Source organism: Allonocardiopsis opalescens, from assembly GCF_003002095.1.
Lineage (GTDB): Bacteria > Actinomycetota > Actinomycetes > Streptosporangiales > Streptosporangiaceae > Allonocardiopsis > Allonocardiopsis opalescens.
In genome coordinates, this window is sequence record NZ_PVZC01000006.1 from 1 (window position 1) to 16,401 (window position 16,401).

The following is a 16,401-nucleotide window of genomic DNA, read 5'->3' on the forward strand; positions in this document are numbered from 1 at the left end:
CCGACCCCCACTACCTGGCCACCATCACCGACCTCATGGTCCAAGCCCTCGGCAACGAATTCCGCACCTGGCTACTCGCCCACACCACCGCCCACACCACCACACCCGCCTGGATCACCCTCCGACACCTCACCCCCACCCACCAACCCCACACCCACCAACTCCACGGATTCACCCTCGCCCTCCCACGACTCACCGACGACACCGACTGATCTCACGAACCCTGCGCTGGGACGCACAGTCAGCGGAAGCGGTGCGAACTCCCCATGACAGGTCAAGCGGCCCGCTCGCCTCGCGAGCGGGCCGCTGTTTCGCGGCGCGCCGTCACAAGTGACGAGCGCTGCTCCGGGCATGGCACCGCGCGGACTCGTCGCGTGCCCGGCCGCACCCGGCGGCAACCGCTCGACACCGCCCGCTCACTCCGTCACAGCAGCTCCGACGGGTCCACCTGGACGCGTACGGGGGGCTCCCCGCGCGCGCTGCGGGCCGCGACGGCCGCCTTGACGGCGGCGGCGAGGGCCGCTCCGGCGGCGTGCGGCACGCGGACGAGGGCGCGTTCGGGCACTCCGTCAGGAGCGCCGCCCGGCCGCCCCAAGGCCGGGGCGTCCTGGGGCAGCGCCACCGGGCCGAGAACCTCGGCGCCGGACGGCAGGTCGGCGAGATCGAGCAGCTCGCGCACGGAGGCAGCGTCGCCGGTGAGCGACGCCATCCGGACGGCGGGCGGGAAGCCCAGTTCGGCGCGTTCGGCCAGTTCGCGTTCGGCGAGGGTGCCGGGGTCCCAGCGCACCGCGGCCTGCGCGGCCGGCGCCTGGGGGTCGGCCAGCAGCACGACCTGGCCCCCGTCAGGGGCCGGTCGGACCAGGGCGGCGGCGTTCAGCCAGCGGCGCAGTGCCTCCTCGGTGGCGCGCAGGTCGGCACGGCCGAGCAGCACCCAGCCGTCGAGCAGCAGCGCCGCCGCGTAGCCGCCCTCGGCCACCGGTTCCGCGCCCGGCGTGGACACCACCAGCGCGGGCTCCGGTCCCACCCGGTCCAGGATCTCGTCACGTCCCGAGGTGCGCACCCGCACCTGCGGGAAGGCCCGGCCGATCTCCTCGGCGGTCCGCCGCGCGCCGACGACACGCGCCCGCACCTGCGCGCCGTCGCACTCCGGGCAGCGCCACCCGGCCGCGATCCGGCCGCACCAGCGGCAGTACGGCATCGCGTGCGAGCTGCGCAGCGCCAGCGGTCCGGCGCAGTGCGCGCAGCGGGCCGGCTCGCGGCAGCTCGCGCAGGCCAGCGACGGCAGGTAGCCGCGCCTGGGCACCTGCACCAGCACCGGCCCGTGTTCGAGCGCCGACCGCGCCACCCGCAGCGCCAGGCTGGGCAGTCGGGCAGTGCGCGCCCCGGGGTCGCGCGCCAGCTCGCTGTCCTCGCCCGCGATCCGCACCTGCGGGGCGCGCCGCCGCACCGTGGCGCGGTCGGCCTCCAGCGGGCGCGCCCAGCCCGACGCGATCAGCTGCGCGGTGTCCGCCGTACGCGTCACCCCGCCGAACAGCACCGCCGCCCCCGCCTGGTGCGCGCGCAGCGCCAGCACCGCACGCGGGTGCGGGTAGGGCGCGTGCGGCTCGGCGTGCACGTCGTCGCCGTCGTCCCACAGCACCACCAGGCCGAGATCGGCGACGGGCGCGTACGTGGCCGCCCGGGTGCCCACGACCGCGCGTACCTGCCCCCGCAGCGCCGCCAGCCACCTGCGGTACCGCTCGGCCGGGCCCAGCTCGGCCGTGAGCACGACGTGCCGCCCCGCGCCGAGTTCGGCGCTCAGCGCCGCGTCGAGCCGCGCCGCCGCCCGCCCGTCCGCAACCACCACGACCGCGCCGCGCCCCGCCCGCAGGCACACCGCCACCGCGACGGCCACCGCCCGGCACCAGTCCGGCCCCGGCAGCGCCGTCCACACCGCACGCGGCGCCCGCCCGTCGGCCAGCGCGGCCAGAAACGCGGGCCCGGCCGGGTAGTCCGCCCACGGCCCGGGTTCGACCGGTGGCGGGCCCGAGCCGCCGCCCGCCGCGCCGCCGGACGCGGACGCCGCACCGCCGCCGGGCGGGGCCGCGGCCGCGCCGCCCGACCCCTGGCCCGCGCCCTCGGTCCCCGGACGCCCTCCAGGACCCGACGTTCCAGAGCCTTCTACGGCCTCCGAACCACGCCCCGCACCCGCGCCGCCGGATCCGGCAGCAGCGACAGTGCCACGAGCCGACAAGCCGGACAAGGAGCCAACTCCGCCAGCACCAGTGAACTCAGCCGCGCCACTCAGCGTCCGGCCCTCGACGCCACCACGCGTGACCTCAGTCCTGAAACGCCCAAGGATCGACGGTTCGGAGCCCGCCTCGGCCTCGGAACCGAGCCCAGCACGCGCGCCGCCTGATCCGACAGGAGCGACGCCACGACCTGACGAACCAGGCAGAGATTCCGCGCCACCGCCGCGTGCGGACCCGCCCGCTCCCCGGCCTGCCACACCACGGCCCGCGAACGCACCCGCAGGGTCCGGCCCTCCGAAGTCCTCCACGGCATCCGGACCGGGCCCAGGACTCACGTCCCCGTCGCCGGTTCCGGCGACGGGACCGCCCGTGGCAGCCGGGTCCGCGCTGTCCGCGCCTTCGGTCGCGTGACCGCAGTCGGACGGCTTCCCGGTCCCCGGGCCGGTTCCGCAACCCGGTGGAGACGCGCTCGATCCTGCGGCGAGAGCGCCGTGCATGCCGTGCGGTACCGCGCCGTCTGCGCTGCCGGTCGGAAGCCCTCCTCCGGGGGGCGCGGCGCCTGCGGAACCTCTGCCCTCGCCCTCCGCACCGCCATGCCGCTCCCCCACGGCACCAGGAACGTCGTCCGTGCCCGCGATTGGACCGCCGTCGCCGCCTGTCCGGGAAGCGGTGCCGCCCTCGGACGCGGTGACCGCTCCCCCACCCGCGCGGTCAGGGGTCTGCCCGTCGCCGACCGCGTCGGGTCCCCGTCCTCCATCGTCGTCCGGATTCCCGGGACGGGCAGGATGACCGTCTTCTTCTTCCCTGGTGTCGGGCAGGCGGACGGTGACCGTGTTCCGGTGCACGTCCGATCCCCTCGACGGCACGGCTCCGCCGCCCTTCCGGCCGCCGGGACCGGGCCGGTCGGTCCCGGGGGGCGTCTCGGCTCCGGCCGCCGTCGACTCGCCGCCGCCCGTCCGCTCAGGACGTCCGGCCTCCGGCACGGGCGGCTCGGCCGCCTCCGGCGCAGTGGCGTCGGCGGACCCGGCGCCGACTGCCGTCCCCTCCTTCTCGACCCGGGCGTGCCGGGGGGGCACCGCCAAGCGGATGACGTCGGCCATGGTTCCGGCGTAGCGGTCGGCGACGGCGCGGGCGAGGCGGGCGATCTCGGGAGTGAGCACCGGTTCGGGCGACACCACCCGGTCCAGCGGCAGCAGCCGACCGCCGAACTCGCTGCTCTCGACACGTTCGAGCAGGTAGCCGTCCACCGTCTGACCGCTGAAGCCCACCCGCACCCGGCACCCGGGCACGGCGCGCTCGTCCTGCGCCGCCGTGACCCGGTAGTCGAACACGCGGTCCAGGTGCGGCAGCGGTGAGTCGATCAGCACCCGCGCGACCGGCGCTCGCACGGCGGCCGCGTTCCTGGCCGCCTTGCGCCGCCGCGCCGCCGCCTTGCGCTTCCCCACCACCTCGGCCACGGACAGCAGCGCGTCGCCGTCGTCCGGGCCGTCGTCGGAGTCGGTCGGGGAGGTCGCCACGTTCTAGGTCTTACCAGAGGGGCCGCGGGGTGCCTGCACACCGCTGGAGCCAAGGGCGCCTGCAGTCGAAGCCTCGCCCATCGCCGAGGTCATGTGCACCGTGGGCGCGCCTTCCGCGCGCATGAGCGAGACGACCGTGAGCATGGCGTCCCGCACATCGGCGCCCAGCACGATGTCGGCGCCGGGACGGTCGGCGATACGCATCATGGCCGCGAGTACGTCGGCGAAGGGCTGGCGGTGCAGAGCGTCGAGCGCGACGCGCCAGGCGTCGATATCTCCAGCATCGTGCTTGGCCATCAACCCGAGGAACACGAGTCCCCTCATCGCGAACGCGTCCGCCCGGCCTCGCACCAGGTCCGGGCGGTTGAGGCCGATGGTCTCGATCGTCGCTCCACCTTTGGGCGTCGACGCCTGGTACTCGCCCGTGCTCAGGACGAGCCGCAGGTGCGTACTCGGTTCCTCGCGGGTCGGATCGATGAGCAGGCACTCACCTGCCTCGCCGCACGGGTGGCCGTCCCGCTTCTCATTGCTGTTGCAGTGCGAGCAGGCGAGCAGGTGGTTCAGCCAGTCGAAGGCGCGCGACGGGGTCCTCGCCAGCGGCTCGAAGTGGTCGATGTCCGTGCCGAGGCTGTCGCCGCAGTACATGCAGCGCTGGATTCCGGCGGCCATCTCGGCCAGCCGGTCGCGGACCAGCCCGCGCTCCGCCGCCGCGGACTTCCACGTCGCACGCGCGTGGGCAACAGAGCCGCCAAGCTGTCGAACGTGTTCCGCCTTCCTGGCCAGCCGCTCGGCTCCGTCGGCACCGAGCGGCAGCCGGACGATCCGGATCACGAGTCGCGGTTGAGCCGCGCGGACAGCTCGACCACGCGCGAGGACAGTGAACTGGTCAGTGTCTCGCTGACCTCCTGGTACTCGGCGACCTCGGCCTCGGTCGCCTCTCCGGCCAGCACCCGCCCCTCCAGCACCGCGAGCCGCCGCCGCAGGCGCTCCGCCGCGACGGAGTAGGGCGTGTCCAGCCCGAACAGCTCGGTCAGCACGGCGTCGTCGCCGCTGCCGTAGACGACGCGCTCGTAGAGGTCCTGGCTGACCACGTGCGGTGCGGCGGCCTCGTCGGGGCCGGGCAGCCGGATCAGCCCACCCGGGTCGGCGCTCTGGCAGACGTAGGGGCTGTGCGAGGTGACGATGAACTGGATGTTGGGGAAGTGCGCGGTCAGCCACGGGCCGATCTGCTGCTGCCAGCTCACGTGCAGGTGGGCGTCTACTTCGTCGATGAGGACGACACCGGGCTGGAGCAGAGCAGGGCGGCCGTCCAGGTCGGCCAGGGTCGCGGAGCCGTACGCCTGGTCGAACCGGCGGATCAGATCCACGACGAGGGCGACCACAGACCGATAGCCGTCGCTGACCTGCGCGAGTGGGTATTCTGCGCCATCGCGGCCGACCCACAGACCGGAGGAGTCGACCTTTACGATGCGATGGCGGTCGGGCAGCAGGCCATCGCTGAGCAGCATGAGGACCGTGTCGAGCAGTTCTGCGGCGCCTGGCTGGTTCTCCAGACGGAAGAGGTGCTGTCGCACCAGCCAGGTCACCCCGTCTGCGAGCGAGGCGTCCTCTTCGAACAGGGTGCGCACAGCGTCCATCCTGGAGGGCGTGTGGCTCTCCTGGACGGCTGCGACCAAAGCGTTCGAGAGGCGCCGAAAGGGGCCATACGCCGCAAGCAACCAGCCCGAGTGCGCGTCCAAGCTCATCTCGTCGAGAGGGGAGCTGTGGCTCCACCCACCTCCCACTCCGTCCGCAAGCCGCCGAGGGATCTTTAGTCCGAACTGATCGAGGCGCTTCGCGTTACGGTCGTATTCGGGTTGGGACACAGCCGTAGCATCGATTACGCCTTCGTTCGCTCCCCGTGTGACCAGGTTCTGGTTCGGCTTGTTGTAGATCAGATACTCAATGTGCACCGCCTGGGGCAGCCCGGCCGTCAGCGCCAGCATCTGCAGCAAGGTGCTCTTCCCCGACCCGTTGCGCCCCGCGAGCACCGTCCACCCCGCGTAGGACCCGTCCGGCCGGGTGAAGTCCAGGTCCACCGCACGCGGACCGTGGAAGTTGCGGATGCCGTCGATCCGGAGCCGCTTGATGTACATGGGAACACCCTGCCACGAAGCACCGGTCCGAACAGCACGACGGCTCCCCGCCACCGGGGAGGGTGCCGGAGAGCCGTCGTCGTGGACCAGGTGGCGCTACGCCCCCGCCGCCGTCTTCAACGCGTCGGTGCGGTCGGTGCGCTCCCAGCTGAAGTCGGGCTCCTCGCGGCCGAAGTGGCCGTAGGCGGCGGTCTGGGAGTAGATGGGGCGCAGCAGGTCGAGGTCGCGGATGATGGCGCCGGGGCGGAGGTCGAAGACCTCCTGGATGGCGCGCTCGATCTTGGCGGGGTCGACCTGCTCGGTGCCGAAGGTCTCCAGGAAGACGCCGACGGGGTGGGCCTTGCCGATGGCGTAGGCGACCTGGATCTCGGCGCGCTCGGCGAGGCCGGCGGCGACGACGTTCTTGGCGACCCACCGGGTGGCGTAGGCGGCGCTGCGGTCGACCTTGGAGGGGTCCTTGCCGGAGAAGGCGCCGCCGCCGTGGCGGGCGTAGCCGCCGTAGGTGTCGATGATGATCTTGCGGCCGGTGAGGCCGGCGTCGCCCTGCGGGCCGCCGATCTCGAAGCGGCCGGTGGGGTTCACCAGCAGCTTGTAGTCGCCGGCGTCGATGTCGAAGTCCTTGAGCACGGCCTCGACCACGTGCTCGCGCACGTCGGGCTCCAGCAGCTCGCGCAGGTCGATGTCCGGCGCGTGCTGGCTGGAGACGACGACGGTGTCCAGCCGCACCGGCCGGTTGCCGTCGTACTCGATGGTGACCTGGGTCTTGCCGTCAGGGCGCAGGTAGGGGACGGTGCCCGAGCGCCGCACCGCGGCCAGCTGACGGGACAGGCGGTGCGCGAGGGTGATCGGCAGCGGCAGCAGCTGCGGGGTCTCGGTGTTGGCGTAGCCGAAGATGATGCCCTGGTCGCCCGCGCCCTGGAGGTCGATGTCGTCGGCGGTGGTGCCCTCGCGCGCCTCATAGGCGGTGTCCACGCCCTGCGCGATGTCGGGGGACTGCGCGCCGATGGAGACGGAGACGCCCGCGGTGCGGCCGTCGAAGCCCTTGGCCGAGGAGTCGTAGCCGATGTCGAGGATCTTCTCGCGGATGATCGCGGGGATGTCGACGTAGGTCTCGGTGGTGACCTCGCCGGCGACGTGCACCTGACCGGTCGTGATCAAGGTCTCGACGGCGACCCGGCTCTTGGGGTCGTCCTTCAGCAGGGCGTCGAGGATGGAGTCGCTGATCTGGTCAGCGATCTTGTCCGGGTGGCCTTCGGTGACCGACTCAGAGGTGAACAGACGACGGGACACGTACGAGACTCCTTGCAGCGGCTGCTGGCTGGCCGTTCGGCGGCGGGTGGTCGGGCGGACCGCCGGCGAAACCCTGGCAGGCAGCGTATAACAAACCGGGCCGGCGATCAGTCCGACTCGTTATCCTACCGAGCAGGTCGACTTAGTTCAGTACGGGCGGCCGGTGCTCGGCGCCTCAGGGCAGCCGGGCCGCCACCGCGTCCCAGACGGCGTCGGCGACCGACTCCTTGCTGCCGTGCGGCACCGGCACCGAGGAGCCGTCGGGCGCGAGCACGACGGCCTCGTTGTCGGGAGTGCCGAAGGCGCGGCCGTCGCCCACCTGGTTCACCACCAGGAGGTCGCAGCCCTTCCGTGCCAGCTTGGCGCGGCCGTTGGCCAGCACGTCGTCGGTCTCGGCGGCGAAGCCGACCACCAGCTGCTCGGGCTTGGCGCGCGAGGCCGACAGCTCGGCCAGGATGTCGGGGTTCTCGGTCAGCTCGATCGGCGCGGGGCCCGCGCCGGTCTTCTTGATCTTGGACGCGGCCGCCGCCACCGGCCGGAAGTCGGCCACCGCCGCCGCCATCACCACCACGTCGGCGTCGCGAGCGGCCGCGCGCATGGCCTCGGCCAGCTCCGCGGTGGACCGCACCGGGACGGTGCGGACCCCGGCGGGGTCGGGCAGCGCGGTGTTCGCCGCCACCAGGGTGACCTCGGCGCCGCGCGCCAGCGCGGTGGCGGCCAGGGCGTAGCCCTGCCGGCCCGAGGAGTGGTTGCCGATGAAGCGGACGGGGTCGATGGCCTCGCGGGTGCCGCCCGCCGAGATCGCCACCCGCAGTCCGGCGAGGTCGCGCACCACCGCGGCGGAGCCGCGCTCCAGCACCCGGCGCGCCACCTCGAACAGCTGGGCGGGCTCGGGCAGCCGCCCCGCGCCGGAGTCGGCGCCGGTGAGGCGGCCCACGGCCGGCTCCACCACGATGGCGCCGCGCTCGCGCAGGGTGGCGACATTGGCGCGGGTGGCGGGGTGCTCCCACATCTCGGTGTGCATGGCGGGCGCGAAGACCACCGGGCAGCGCGCGGTGAGCAGGGTGTTGGTGAGCAGGTCGTCGGCGGCGCCGTGGGCCGCCTTGGCCAGCAGGTCGGCGGTGGCCGGCGCGACCAGCACCAGGTCGGCGCCCTGGCCGATCCGGACGTGCGGCACCTCGTGCACGGACTCCCAGACCTCGGTGGCCACCGGCTGCCCCGACAGGGCCGCCCAGGTGGGCGCCCCGACGAAGCGCAGCGCGGCCGCGGTGGGGACCACTCGGACGCGGTGCCCGCTCTCGGTCAGCCGGCGCAGCAGCTCGCACACCTTGTAGGCGGCGATGCCCGCGCCGACGCCCAGCACCACGGAGGCGGGCTCCCCCGGCCGGCGGGCCGGGGCGGATCGGGGCGGCACGGGGCTCAGGGCTGGAAGGTGCCGGGAGGCGGCTCGACCGGCTCGGACCGCAGCAGGCCGTCGCGGGTCTCGCGCAGCGCGATGGAGAGCGGCTTCTCCTGGACGTGGGTCTCGACCAGCGGGCCGACGTACTCCAGCAGGCCCTCGCCGAGCTGGGCGTAGTAGGCGTTGATCTGGCGGGCGCGCTTGGCGGCCATGATCACGAGACTGTACTTGCTGTCGACCACGCCGAGCAGATCGTCGATCGGCGGGTTGGTGATGCCTTCGGCAACGGGCTCCGTGCCAGCCACGATATGCGTCCCCTGGGGTAGCGGATGGGGCCCTCAGCTGCGGGCCGTACTCGTCATCAAGGCTAGCAGTTCGCCGCATACATCCTGGACGGACGTGTTGACAAGGGTCGTGTCGAACTCGTCCTCGGCGGCCAGCTCGACCCGGGCCCGCTCCAGGCGCCGCTGGATGACCTCGTCGGCCTCGGTGCCGCGGCCGACCAGGCGGCGCACCAGCTCGTCCCAGGACGGCGGCGCGAGGAAGACCAGGTAGGCATCGGGCATGGCGGCGCGCACCTGCCGGGCGCCCTGCAGCTCGACCTCCAGCAGCACCGACACGCCGGCCGACAGGCGGGCCAGCACGGGGCCGCGGGGGGTGCCGTAGCGGTTGCCGGCGAACTCGGCCCACTCCAGGAACTCGCCCCGGGCGACCATGTCGTCGAAGTGCTCGCGGGTGACGAAGAAGTACTCGATCCCGTCGCGCTCACCCGGGCGCGGCGGGCGGGTGGTGGCCGAGACCGACAGCCAGACGTCGGGTCTGGCGCGTCGCAGCTCGGCCACGACCGTGCTCTTGCCGACCCCGGAGGGGCCGGACAGGACCAGCAGTCGGCCGGGATGGCCAGCCGTTCCGTCCATGTCGCTCCTCCGGGGTCGGCAGGTGAGCCTTCACGCTATCGCAGCCGTACCGCTCGCTGCGTGCGTTCGGTGGCGGCCGACGGGTCAGGACTCGCCGCCGAACTCCTCCTGCAGGGCGGCCCGCTGGTTGGCGCCGAGGCCGCGGACGCGCCGCGATTCGGCGATGTTCAGCCGCTCCATGATCTGCTTGGCGCGGACCTTTCCGACGCCCGGCAGCGACTCAAGGAGAGCCGAAACCTTCATTTTGCCGATTACGTCGTCCTCCTGGCCGTCTTTGAGGACCGCGGCCAGAGTGGTGCCGCCGTGCTTGAGCCGGTTCTTGACTTCGGCCCGTTCCTTTCTTGCCTTAGCAGCCTTCTCAAGGGCTGCGGCGCGCTGTTCAGGTGTGAGGGGCGGAAGAGCCACGCCAGGTCACCTCGGTTTTCTCTTGTCGTAAAGAGGCGGACGCCTGCGCAAGTTAGTAGCTCAGGGGCACCGGAGGCAACGTAAAGCGGCGTTTTACTCGACATTTCTTTACAATTATCACTCTACGTGCGCACATGACTACTTTGAGTACTAGTTCCCGGCTGGGGAGGTATAAGCAGCACGTATACGAAGGTGTGATCTGTTTCTCACCTTCCGACCCCCTCCGGCTATTCGCCGGACTCCCCCGGACGCCCCCGGAGCGAATTCACCGGCCCCGTATCGCCCGATTTCGGACCTTCGCAAACCACGGGGCCGGTGACCGCAAATGGGGCTAATGCTGCCCGACGCCGGTGCGGCGCAGCGCCGCGGCGATGTGGGCGGCCGCCGCGCCGGGGTCCTGCGCGCCGGTGATGGGCCGTCCGATGACGAGGAGGTCGGCCCCCGACCGCAGCGCCTCCTCGGGGGTGGCCACCCGGGCCTGGTCCTGGTTGGCCGAGCCGGCCGGACGGACGCCGGGGGTGATCAGGGTGATGTCCGGGCCGACCTCCTCGCGCAGCGCGGCCGCCTCGTGCGGCGAGCAGACCAGCGCCCTGGCGCCCGCCTCCACCGCGAGCGCGGCCAGCCGCCGCGCCACGTCGAGCGAGCGGCCCGACATGCCGACCCGTTCGAGGTCGGCGTCGCTGAGCGAGGTGAGCACGGTGACGGCCGCGATGCACACGCCGGGCGCGGCGTCCACGGCCGAGCGGATCATGGCCGGCCCGCCGACCGCGTGCACGGTGAGGAAGGCGGGCTTGAACCGGGCGACGGAGCGGGCCGCGCCCGCGACCGTGGCCGGGATGTCGTGCAGCTTGAGGTCCAGGAAGATCTGGACACGGTTGGCCCCGCGCACGCTGGCGATGGCGTCGGGTCCGTAGCGCAGGTACAGCTCCAGCCCCACTTTGACCGTGCTGACGTGCGGGGTCACCTGCGAGGCCCACCGTGCCGCGGTCTCGAGGTCGGGGGCGTCCAGAGCGACGGCGATGGGAGCGGCCACGGGCTTGGGTCCCTTCGTTACGGGGTCGGGTCGGCGCGGCTCACCCGCGGTGGCGGAATGATCCCGGAGGCTGCTGGGGCCCGTTCTATCGGTGCCCGTTGTGCCGAGATCAAACCCGCTCAGCCGGGTGATTAGCGCGATATCCGCATGGTGGTCGGCGGCCCGCCCCCGCCGCGGCCGGCCGCGGTCCGGCGGGTGGGCCGCCCGGTGTCAGTCGAACGCGACGGCCCGGCGCGACCTGGTCCTGATCAGGCCCGCCGCGCCCTCGGGTCGGTGCGCGAGACCGACGATATCGCCCAGTCGGGAGATCTCCCGCTCGGCGAGGCCCTCCTCGATCTCGCGCTGGATGCGCAGCGCCGCCGTGGGGTCGCGGAAGGTGGCGGTGCCCACCCCCACCGCGCTCGCCCCCGCGAGCAGCATCTCCAGCGCGTCCTGACCGGTCTGCACGCCGCCGATGCCGATGATCGGCACGTCGGGGAGGGCGGCGTGCACCCGGTAGACGCAGCGGACCGCGATCGGCCGGATGGCCGGGCCGGACAGCCCGCCGGTGGAACCGGCCAGACCTGGCCGCAGCGTGGTGGTGTCGATCACCATGCCGGGGATGGTGTTGATCATCGCGAGCAGCCCGGCGCCGGCCGACACGCAGGCGCGGGCCACCTCCACGATGTCGGCGCCGTCGGGCGCCAGCTTGGCGATCACCGGCAGGTCGGGGCGGACGGCCGCCACCACCGACGCCACCACCTCCGCCGCCGCCTCGGGCTCGGCCGCGAAGGTGCGCTCGCGCTCCGTCGCCTGCGCGCACGACAGGTTCACCTCGACGGCGCTGATGCCGGGCGCGTCGGACAGCCGGGCCGCGACCTCGGCGTACTCGCCGGTGTGGGCGCCGGCGACCGACACGATCGTGCGCGCGCCGCGCGACAGCAGCCACGGCAGGTCGCGCTGGAGGAACACGTCGACTCCGGGGCCCTGCAGGCCGATGGAGTTGAGCATGCCCGACGCCGACTCCGCCAGCCGGGGGGTGGGGCGGCCTGAGCGGGGCTGGGCCATGATGGACTTGGTCACCAGCGCGCCCAGCCGGGCGATGTCGAAGAACTGCGCCAGCTCCCGCCCCGCGCCCGCGCAGCCCGCCGCCGCCAGCACCGGGTTGGCCAGCTCCACCGGGCCCAGCCGGGCGGTGAGGTCAACACTCACGCCGCACCTCCCCTCACTCGCAAAACCGCTACTGCCCGATCTCGGTGCTGGCGGAGTCGTCGGGGCGGGCCTTCCAGCCGGGCGCGCCCAGGGCGTCGAACGGGATGGTGCCGACGTCGTCGAAGCGCACCTGCTCGCCGCGGAACACCGGGCCGTCGACGCAGGAGCGCAGCATACGGGTGACACCGTCGTCGCCGACGACCGGCAGCACGCAGGTCATGCACAGGCCGATCCCGCAGGCCATCCGCTCCTCCACCGCGACCTGCGCCGGGACGCCGTACTTGGCGGCGATGGCGGTGACGGTGCGCAGCACCGGCAGCGGCCCCACGCCGTACACCACGTCGGCGCGGGCGTCCTCGATGACCTGGGGCAGCGCGTCGGTGACCCGGCCGCGCAGGCCGAGCGAGCCGTCGCGGGTGGCGAAGGTGGCGGTCTCGCCCACCCGGCGGGCGGCCAGCGCGCCGAAGACGCGCTGCGCCCCGGCCGCCCCCAGCACGAAGTCCACCCGGCAGCCGCGGCGGCGCAGGGTGTGGGCGAGCGGGAACAGCGGCGAGGCGCCGTGGCCGTCGCCGACCAGCACGCAGTTCACCGGGTCGCGCGGCAGCGGGAAGGGGCGGCCGAGCGGGCCGGTGACGTCGAGCAGGTCGCGGGAGCGGCACTCCGACAGCCAGGAGGTGCCGCGCCCGCGCACCTCGAAGACGAACTCGACGGTGCCGCCGTAGTCGGGCTTGACGTCATGGATGAAGAAGGCCCGCCGCGCCAGCATGCTGGAGGTGTCGCCGCCGACCGCCACCGCCACGAACTGGCCGGCGCGGAAGCGCTCGGCCACCCCGGGGGCCACCACCGTGATGGCGTGGTAGGTGTCGACGCGCCGCACGGTCAGCACCGGGCTGCGCATCTGCACCGGTTTGATCGTTCTCACGGCTCACCCTGGCGGCTGATACGGGACATCCCCCGACATTATCCCGGACCTGCGCTGCGAATCCGCTCGGCGTGCTCCTGGAGCGACCGGACCCCGATCGCGCCGCCCGCGACCGCCTCCACCCCCTGCACCGCCGCGGCTAGGCCCTGCACGGTGGTGACGCTGGGCACACCGCGCACGACGGCCGCGGTGCGGATCTCGTAGCCGTCCAGGCGCGGCCCGGACTGGCCGGGGCTGCCGAAGGGGGTGTTGACGATGAGGTCGACCTCGCCGCGGTGGATCAGGTCGACCACGGTCGGCTCGCCGCCGGGGCCCCGCCCCTCGCTCAGCTTCCGCACCACCTGCGCGTTCACGCCGTTGCGGCGCAGCACCTCGGCGGTGCCCTTGGTGGCCAGGATCTCGAAGCCGAGGTCGGCCAGCCGCTTGACCGGGAAGATCATCGCGCGCTTGTCGCGGTTGGCCACCGACACGAAGACGCGGCCGCGGGTGGGCAGCGCCCCGTAGGCGGCCTGCTGCGACTTGGCGTAGGCGGTGCCGAAGTAGGCGTCGAAGCCCATCACCTCGCCGGTGGAGCGCATCTCCGGCCCGAGCACGGTGTCGACGCCGCGGCCGTACTTGTCGATGAAGCGGTTGAACGGGAGCACCGCCTCCTTGACGGCGACGGGCGCGTCCATCGGCAGGTCGCCGCCGTCGCCCTCGGCCGGCAGCAGGCCCTCGGCGCGCAGCTGCGCCACGGTGGCGCCCAGCATGAGCCGGGCCGCCGCCTTGGCCAGCGGCACGGCGGTCGCCTTGGACACGAAGGGCACCGTGCGCGAGGCGCGGGGGTTGGCCTCCAGCACGTACAGCACCCCGGCGGCCAGCGCGTACTGGACGTTGAGCAGCCCGCGCACGCCCACGCCGCGGGCGATCGCCTCGGTGGAGGCGCGGATGCGCTTGATGTCGACGCCGCCCAGGGTGATCGGCGGCAGCGCGCAGGCGGAGTCGCCGGAGTGGATGCCGGCCTCCTCGATGTGCTCCATCACACCGCCGAGGTACAGCTCCTCGCCGTCGAAGAGCGCGTCGACGTCGATCTCGATCGCGTCGTCCAGGAAGCGGTCGACCAGCATGGGGTGGGCCGGGTCGATGTTCGCGCCCTGCTTGTCCAGGTAGTCGCGGAGCATCTCCTCGGTGTAGACGATCTCCATGCCGCGGCCGCCCAGCACGTAGGAGGGGCGGACCAGCACCGGGTAGCCGATCTCGTCGGCGATCGCCTTGGCCTCGTCGAAGGAGACCGCGGTGCCGTGCTTGGGCGCGGGCAGCCCGGCCCTGGCCAGCACGCCGCCGAAGGCGCCGCGGTCCTCGGCCAGGTCGATGCTCTCGGGGCTGGTGCCGACGATGGGCACCCCCGCGTCCTTGAGCTGCTGGGCCAGGCCGAGCGGGGTCTGCCCGCCCAGCTGCACGATGACGCCGACGACCTCGCCCGCCGCCTGCTCGGCGCGGACCACCTCCAGCACGTCCTCCAGGGTCAGCGGCTCGAAGTACAGGCGGTCGCTGGTGTCGTAGTCGGTGGAGACGGTCTCGGGGTTGCAGTTGACCATGACGGTCTCGTAGCCCGCCTCGGCCAGCGCGAAGGAGGCGTGCACGCAGGAGTAGTCGAACTCCACGCCCTGGCCGATGCGGTTGGGGCCCGAGCCCAGGATGATCACCTTGGGCCTGGCGCCCTGCGGGACCTCGGTCTCCTCGTCGTAGCTGGAGTACAGGTACGGCGTCTCGGCGGCGAACTCCGCGGCGCAGGTGTCGACGGTCAGGTAGACCGGGTGCACGCCCAGGGCGTCGCGCAGCTCGCGCAGCACGGTCTCGGAGCGGCCGGTGATCTGGGCGATCTGCGCGTCGGACAGGCCGTGCGACTTGGCCAGCCGCAGCAGTTCGGCGGTGAGCTGCGGCGCGGCGGCCAGCTCGCGGGCGACCTCCTCCACGGCCAGCAGCTGGTCCAGGAACCAGGGGTCGATGCCGGTGGCGTCGTGCAGCTCGGCCACTGTCGCGCCCGCGCGCAGCGCCTGGTGGACCAGGTGCAGCCGGCCGTCGGTGGGGGTGGCGGCGCGGGCGACCAGCTCGGCGCGGTCGCCGGGCGGCTCGGCCCAGGAGAACGGGGCGCCCGGCTTCTCCAGCGAGCGCAGCGCCTTGCCCAGCGCCTCAGGGAAGGAGCGGCCGATGGCCATCGCCTCGCCGACCGACTTCATCGTGGTGGTGAGGGCCGGGTCGGCGCCGGGGAACTTCTCGAAGGCGAAGCGGGGCACCTTGACCACGACGTAGTCCAGGCTCGGCTCGAAGCTGGCCGGGGTCTGCCGGGTGATGTCGTTGGGGATCTCGTCCAGGGTGTAGCCGACGGCCAGCCGCGCGGCGATCTTGGCGATCGGGAAGCCGGTCGCCTTGGAGGCGAGCGCCGAGGAGCGCGAGACCCGCGGGTTCATCTCGATGACGACGACGCGGCCGGTCTCGGGCTGGACCGCGAACTGGATGTTGCAGCCGCCGGTGTCGACGCCCACGGCGCGGATGACCGCGATGCCCATGTCGCGCAGCGCCTGGTACTCGCGGTCGGTGAGGGTCATGGCGGGCGCGACGGTGATGGAGTCGCCGGTGTGCACGCCCATCGGGTCCAGGTTCTCGATGGAGCAGACCACGACGACGTTGTCGTTGGCGTCGCGCATCAGCTCCAGCTCGTACTCCTTCCAGCCGAGCACGGACTCTTCCAGCAGCACCTCGGTGGTCGGTGACAGGGCCAGGCCCTGGCCGGCGATGCGGCGCAGCTCGTCGGCGTCGTGGGCGAAGCCGGAGCCGGCGCCGCCCATCGTGAAGGAGGGCCGCACCACCACGGGGTAGCCCAGCTCGTCGGCGGCGGCCAGGCACTCCTCGACGGTGCGGCAGACGGTGGAGCGGGCGGACTCGGCGCCGATCGCGGCGACGATCTCCTTGAAGCGCTCGCGGTCCTCGCCGGCCTGGATGGCGTCGATGTTGGCGCCGATCAGCTCGACGCCGTACTTCTCCAGCACCCCGGCCTCGTGCAGCGCCACGGCGGTGTTCAGCGCGGTCTGGCCGCCCAGGGTGGGCAGCAGCGCGTCGGGCCGCTCCTTGGCGATGATCTTCTCGACGAACTCGGGGGTGATGGGCTCGACGTAGGTGGCGTCGGCGAACTCCGGGTCGGTCATGATCGTGGCCGGGTTGGAGTTCACCAGTACGACCCGCAGGCCCTCGGCCTTGAGCACCCGGCAGGCCTGGGTGCCGGAGTAGTCGAACTCGCACGCCTGCCCGATGACGATCGGCCCGGAGCCGATCACCAGGACGGAGGAGAGATCGCTACGACGTGGCATGGACGGTGCCGCCT

Annotated in this window: 13 protein-coding genes and 1 pseudogene; 1 reads left to right on the forward strand and 13 read right to left on the reverse strand. The window is 73.2% G+C overall.

Annotation, left to right across the window (positions count from 1 at the left end):
• On the forward strand, positions 1-212 hold a 212-nt coding region (locus CLV72_RS32315), incomplete at its 5' end, for a hypothetical protein (RefSeq protein ID WP_170141045.1).
• Between the two features lie 212 nt (positions 213-424).
• Here CLV72_RS32315 and CLV72_RS19625 read toward each other — a convergent pair.
• The 13 genes and pseudogenes from CLV72_RS19625 to carB all read right to left on the reverse strand — a co-directional run bounded on the left by CLV72_RS19625 (position 425) and on the right by carB (position 16,387).
• Positions 425-2,488, reverse strand: a complete 2,064-nt coding sequence (locus CLV72_RS19625) for a primosome assembly protein PriA (RefSeq protein ID WP_425428099.1) — start codon at positions 2,486-2,488, stop codon at positions 425-427.
• An 873-nt stretch (positions 2,489-3,361) separates the two neighbouring features.
• Positions 3,362-3,748, reverse strand: a pseudogene (locus tag CLV72_RS19630) (primosomal protein N' family DNA-binding protein); the annotation flags it as partial.
• 3 nt (positions 3,749-3,751) lie between these two features.
• A complete protein-coding gene (locus CLV72_RS19635) occupies positions 3,752-4,579 on the reverse strand; it encodes an HNH endonuclease (protein ID WP_106248537.1) in 828 nt (275 codons plus the stop codon).
• Positions 4,576-5,883 carry an AAA family ATPase gene (locus CLV72_RS19640; protein ID WP_106248540.1) on the reverse strand — a complete coding sequence of 436 codons (1,308 nt, stop codon included), beginning with the start codon at positions 5,881-5,883 and terminating at the stop codon, positions 4,576-4,578. The genes CLV72_RS19635 and CLV72_RS19640 overlap by 4 nt, the downstream gene beginning before the upstream one ends.
• 96 nt (positions 5,884-5,979) lie before the next feature.
• Positions 5,980-7,173, reverse strand: coding sequence for a methionine adenosyltransferase (gene metK / locus CLV72_RS19645; RefSeq protein WP_106248542.1), 1,194 nt, complete (start codon positions 7,171-7,173; stop codon positions 5,980-5,982).
• A 175-nt stretch (positions 7,174-7,348) separates the two neighbouring features.
• Positions 7,349-8,539 (reverse strand): bifunctional phosphopantothenoylcysteine decarboxylase/phosphopantothenate--cysteine ligase CoaBC, encoded by a 1,191-nt coding sequence (gene coaBC, locus CLV72_RS19650; protein ID WP_106248545.1) that lies wholly within the window; start codon positions 8,537-8,539, stop codon positions 7,349-7,351.
• Positions 8,540-8,592: 53 nt separating this feature from the next.
• Positions 8,593-8,877 (reverse strand): DNA-directed RNA polymerase subunit omega, encoded by a 285-nt coding sequence (rpoZ, locus tag CLV72_RS19655; protein ID WP_106248548.1) that lies wholly within the window; start codon positions 8,875-8,877, stop codon positions 8,593-8,595.
• A gap of 33 nt (positions 8,878-8,910) precedes the next feature.
• Positions 8,911-9,489, reverse strand: coding sequence for a guanylate kinase (gene gmk, locus CLV72_RS19660; RefSeq protein ID WP_106248551.1), 579 nt, complete (start codon positions 9,487-9,489; stop codon positions 8,911-8,913).
• Between the two features lie 84 nt (positions 9,490-9,573).
• Positions 9,574-9,894 (reverse strand): integration host factor, actinobacterial type, encoded by a 321-nt coding sequence (gene mihF, locus CLV72_RS19665; RefSeq protein WP_106248554.1) that lies wholly within the window; start codon positions 9,892-9,894, stop codon positions 9,574-9,576.
• A 331-nt stretch (positions 9,895-10,225) separates the two neighbouring features.
• The gene (gene pyrF, locus CLV72_RS19670; protein ID WP_106248556.1) at positions 10,226-10,927 is read right to left on the reverse strand and encodes an orotidine-5'-phosphate decarboxylase; all 702 of its coding nucleotides are present in this window, start codon (positions 10,925-10,927) and stop codon (positions 10,226-10,228) included.
• Positions 10,928-11,137: 210 nt separating this feature from the next.
• A complete protein-coding gene (locus tag CLV72_RS19675; RefSeq protein ID WP_106248559.1) occupies positions 11,138-12,118 on the reverse strand; it encodes a dihydroorotate dehydrogenase in 981 nt (326 codons plus the stop codon).
• 28 nt (positions 12,119-12,146) lie between these two features.
• Complete coding sequence (locus CLV72_RS19680) at positions 12,147-13,016, reverse strand: dihydroorotate dehydrogenase electron transfer subunit (protein WP_106249537.1); 870 nt, start codon at positions 13,014-13,016, stop codon at positions 12,147-12,149.
• Positions 13,017-13,078: 62 nt separating this feature from the next.
• Positions 13,079-16,387 (reverse strand): carbamoyl-phosphate synthase large subunit, encoded by a 3,309-nt coding sequence (carB, locus tag CLV72_RS19685; protein WP_106248562.1) that lies wholly within the window; start codon positions 16,385-16,387, stop codon positions 13,079-13,081.
• Positions 16,388-16,401: the final 14 nt, after the last annotated feature.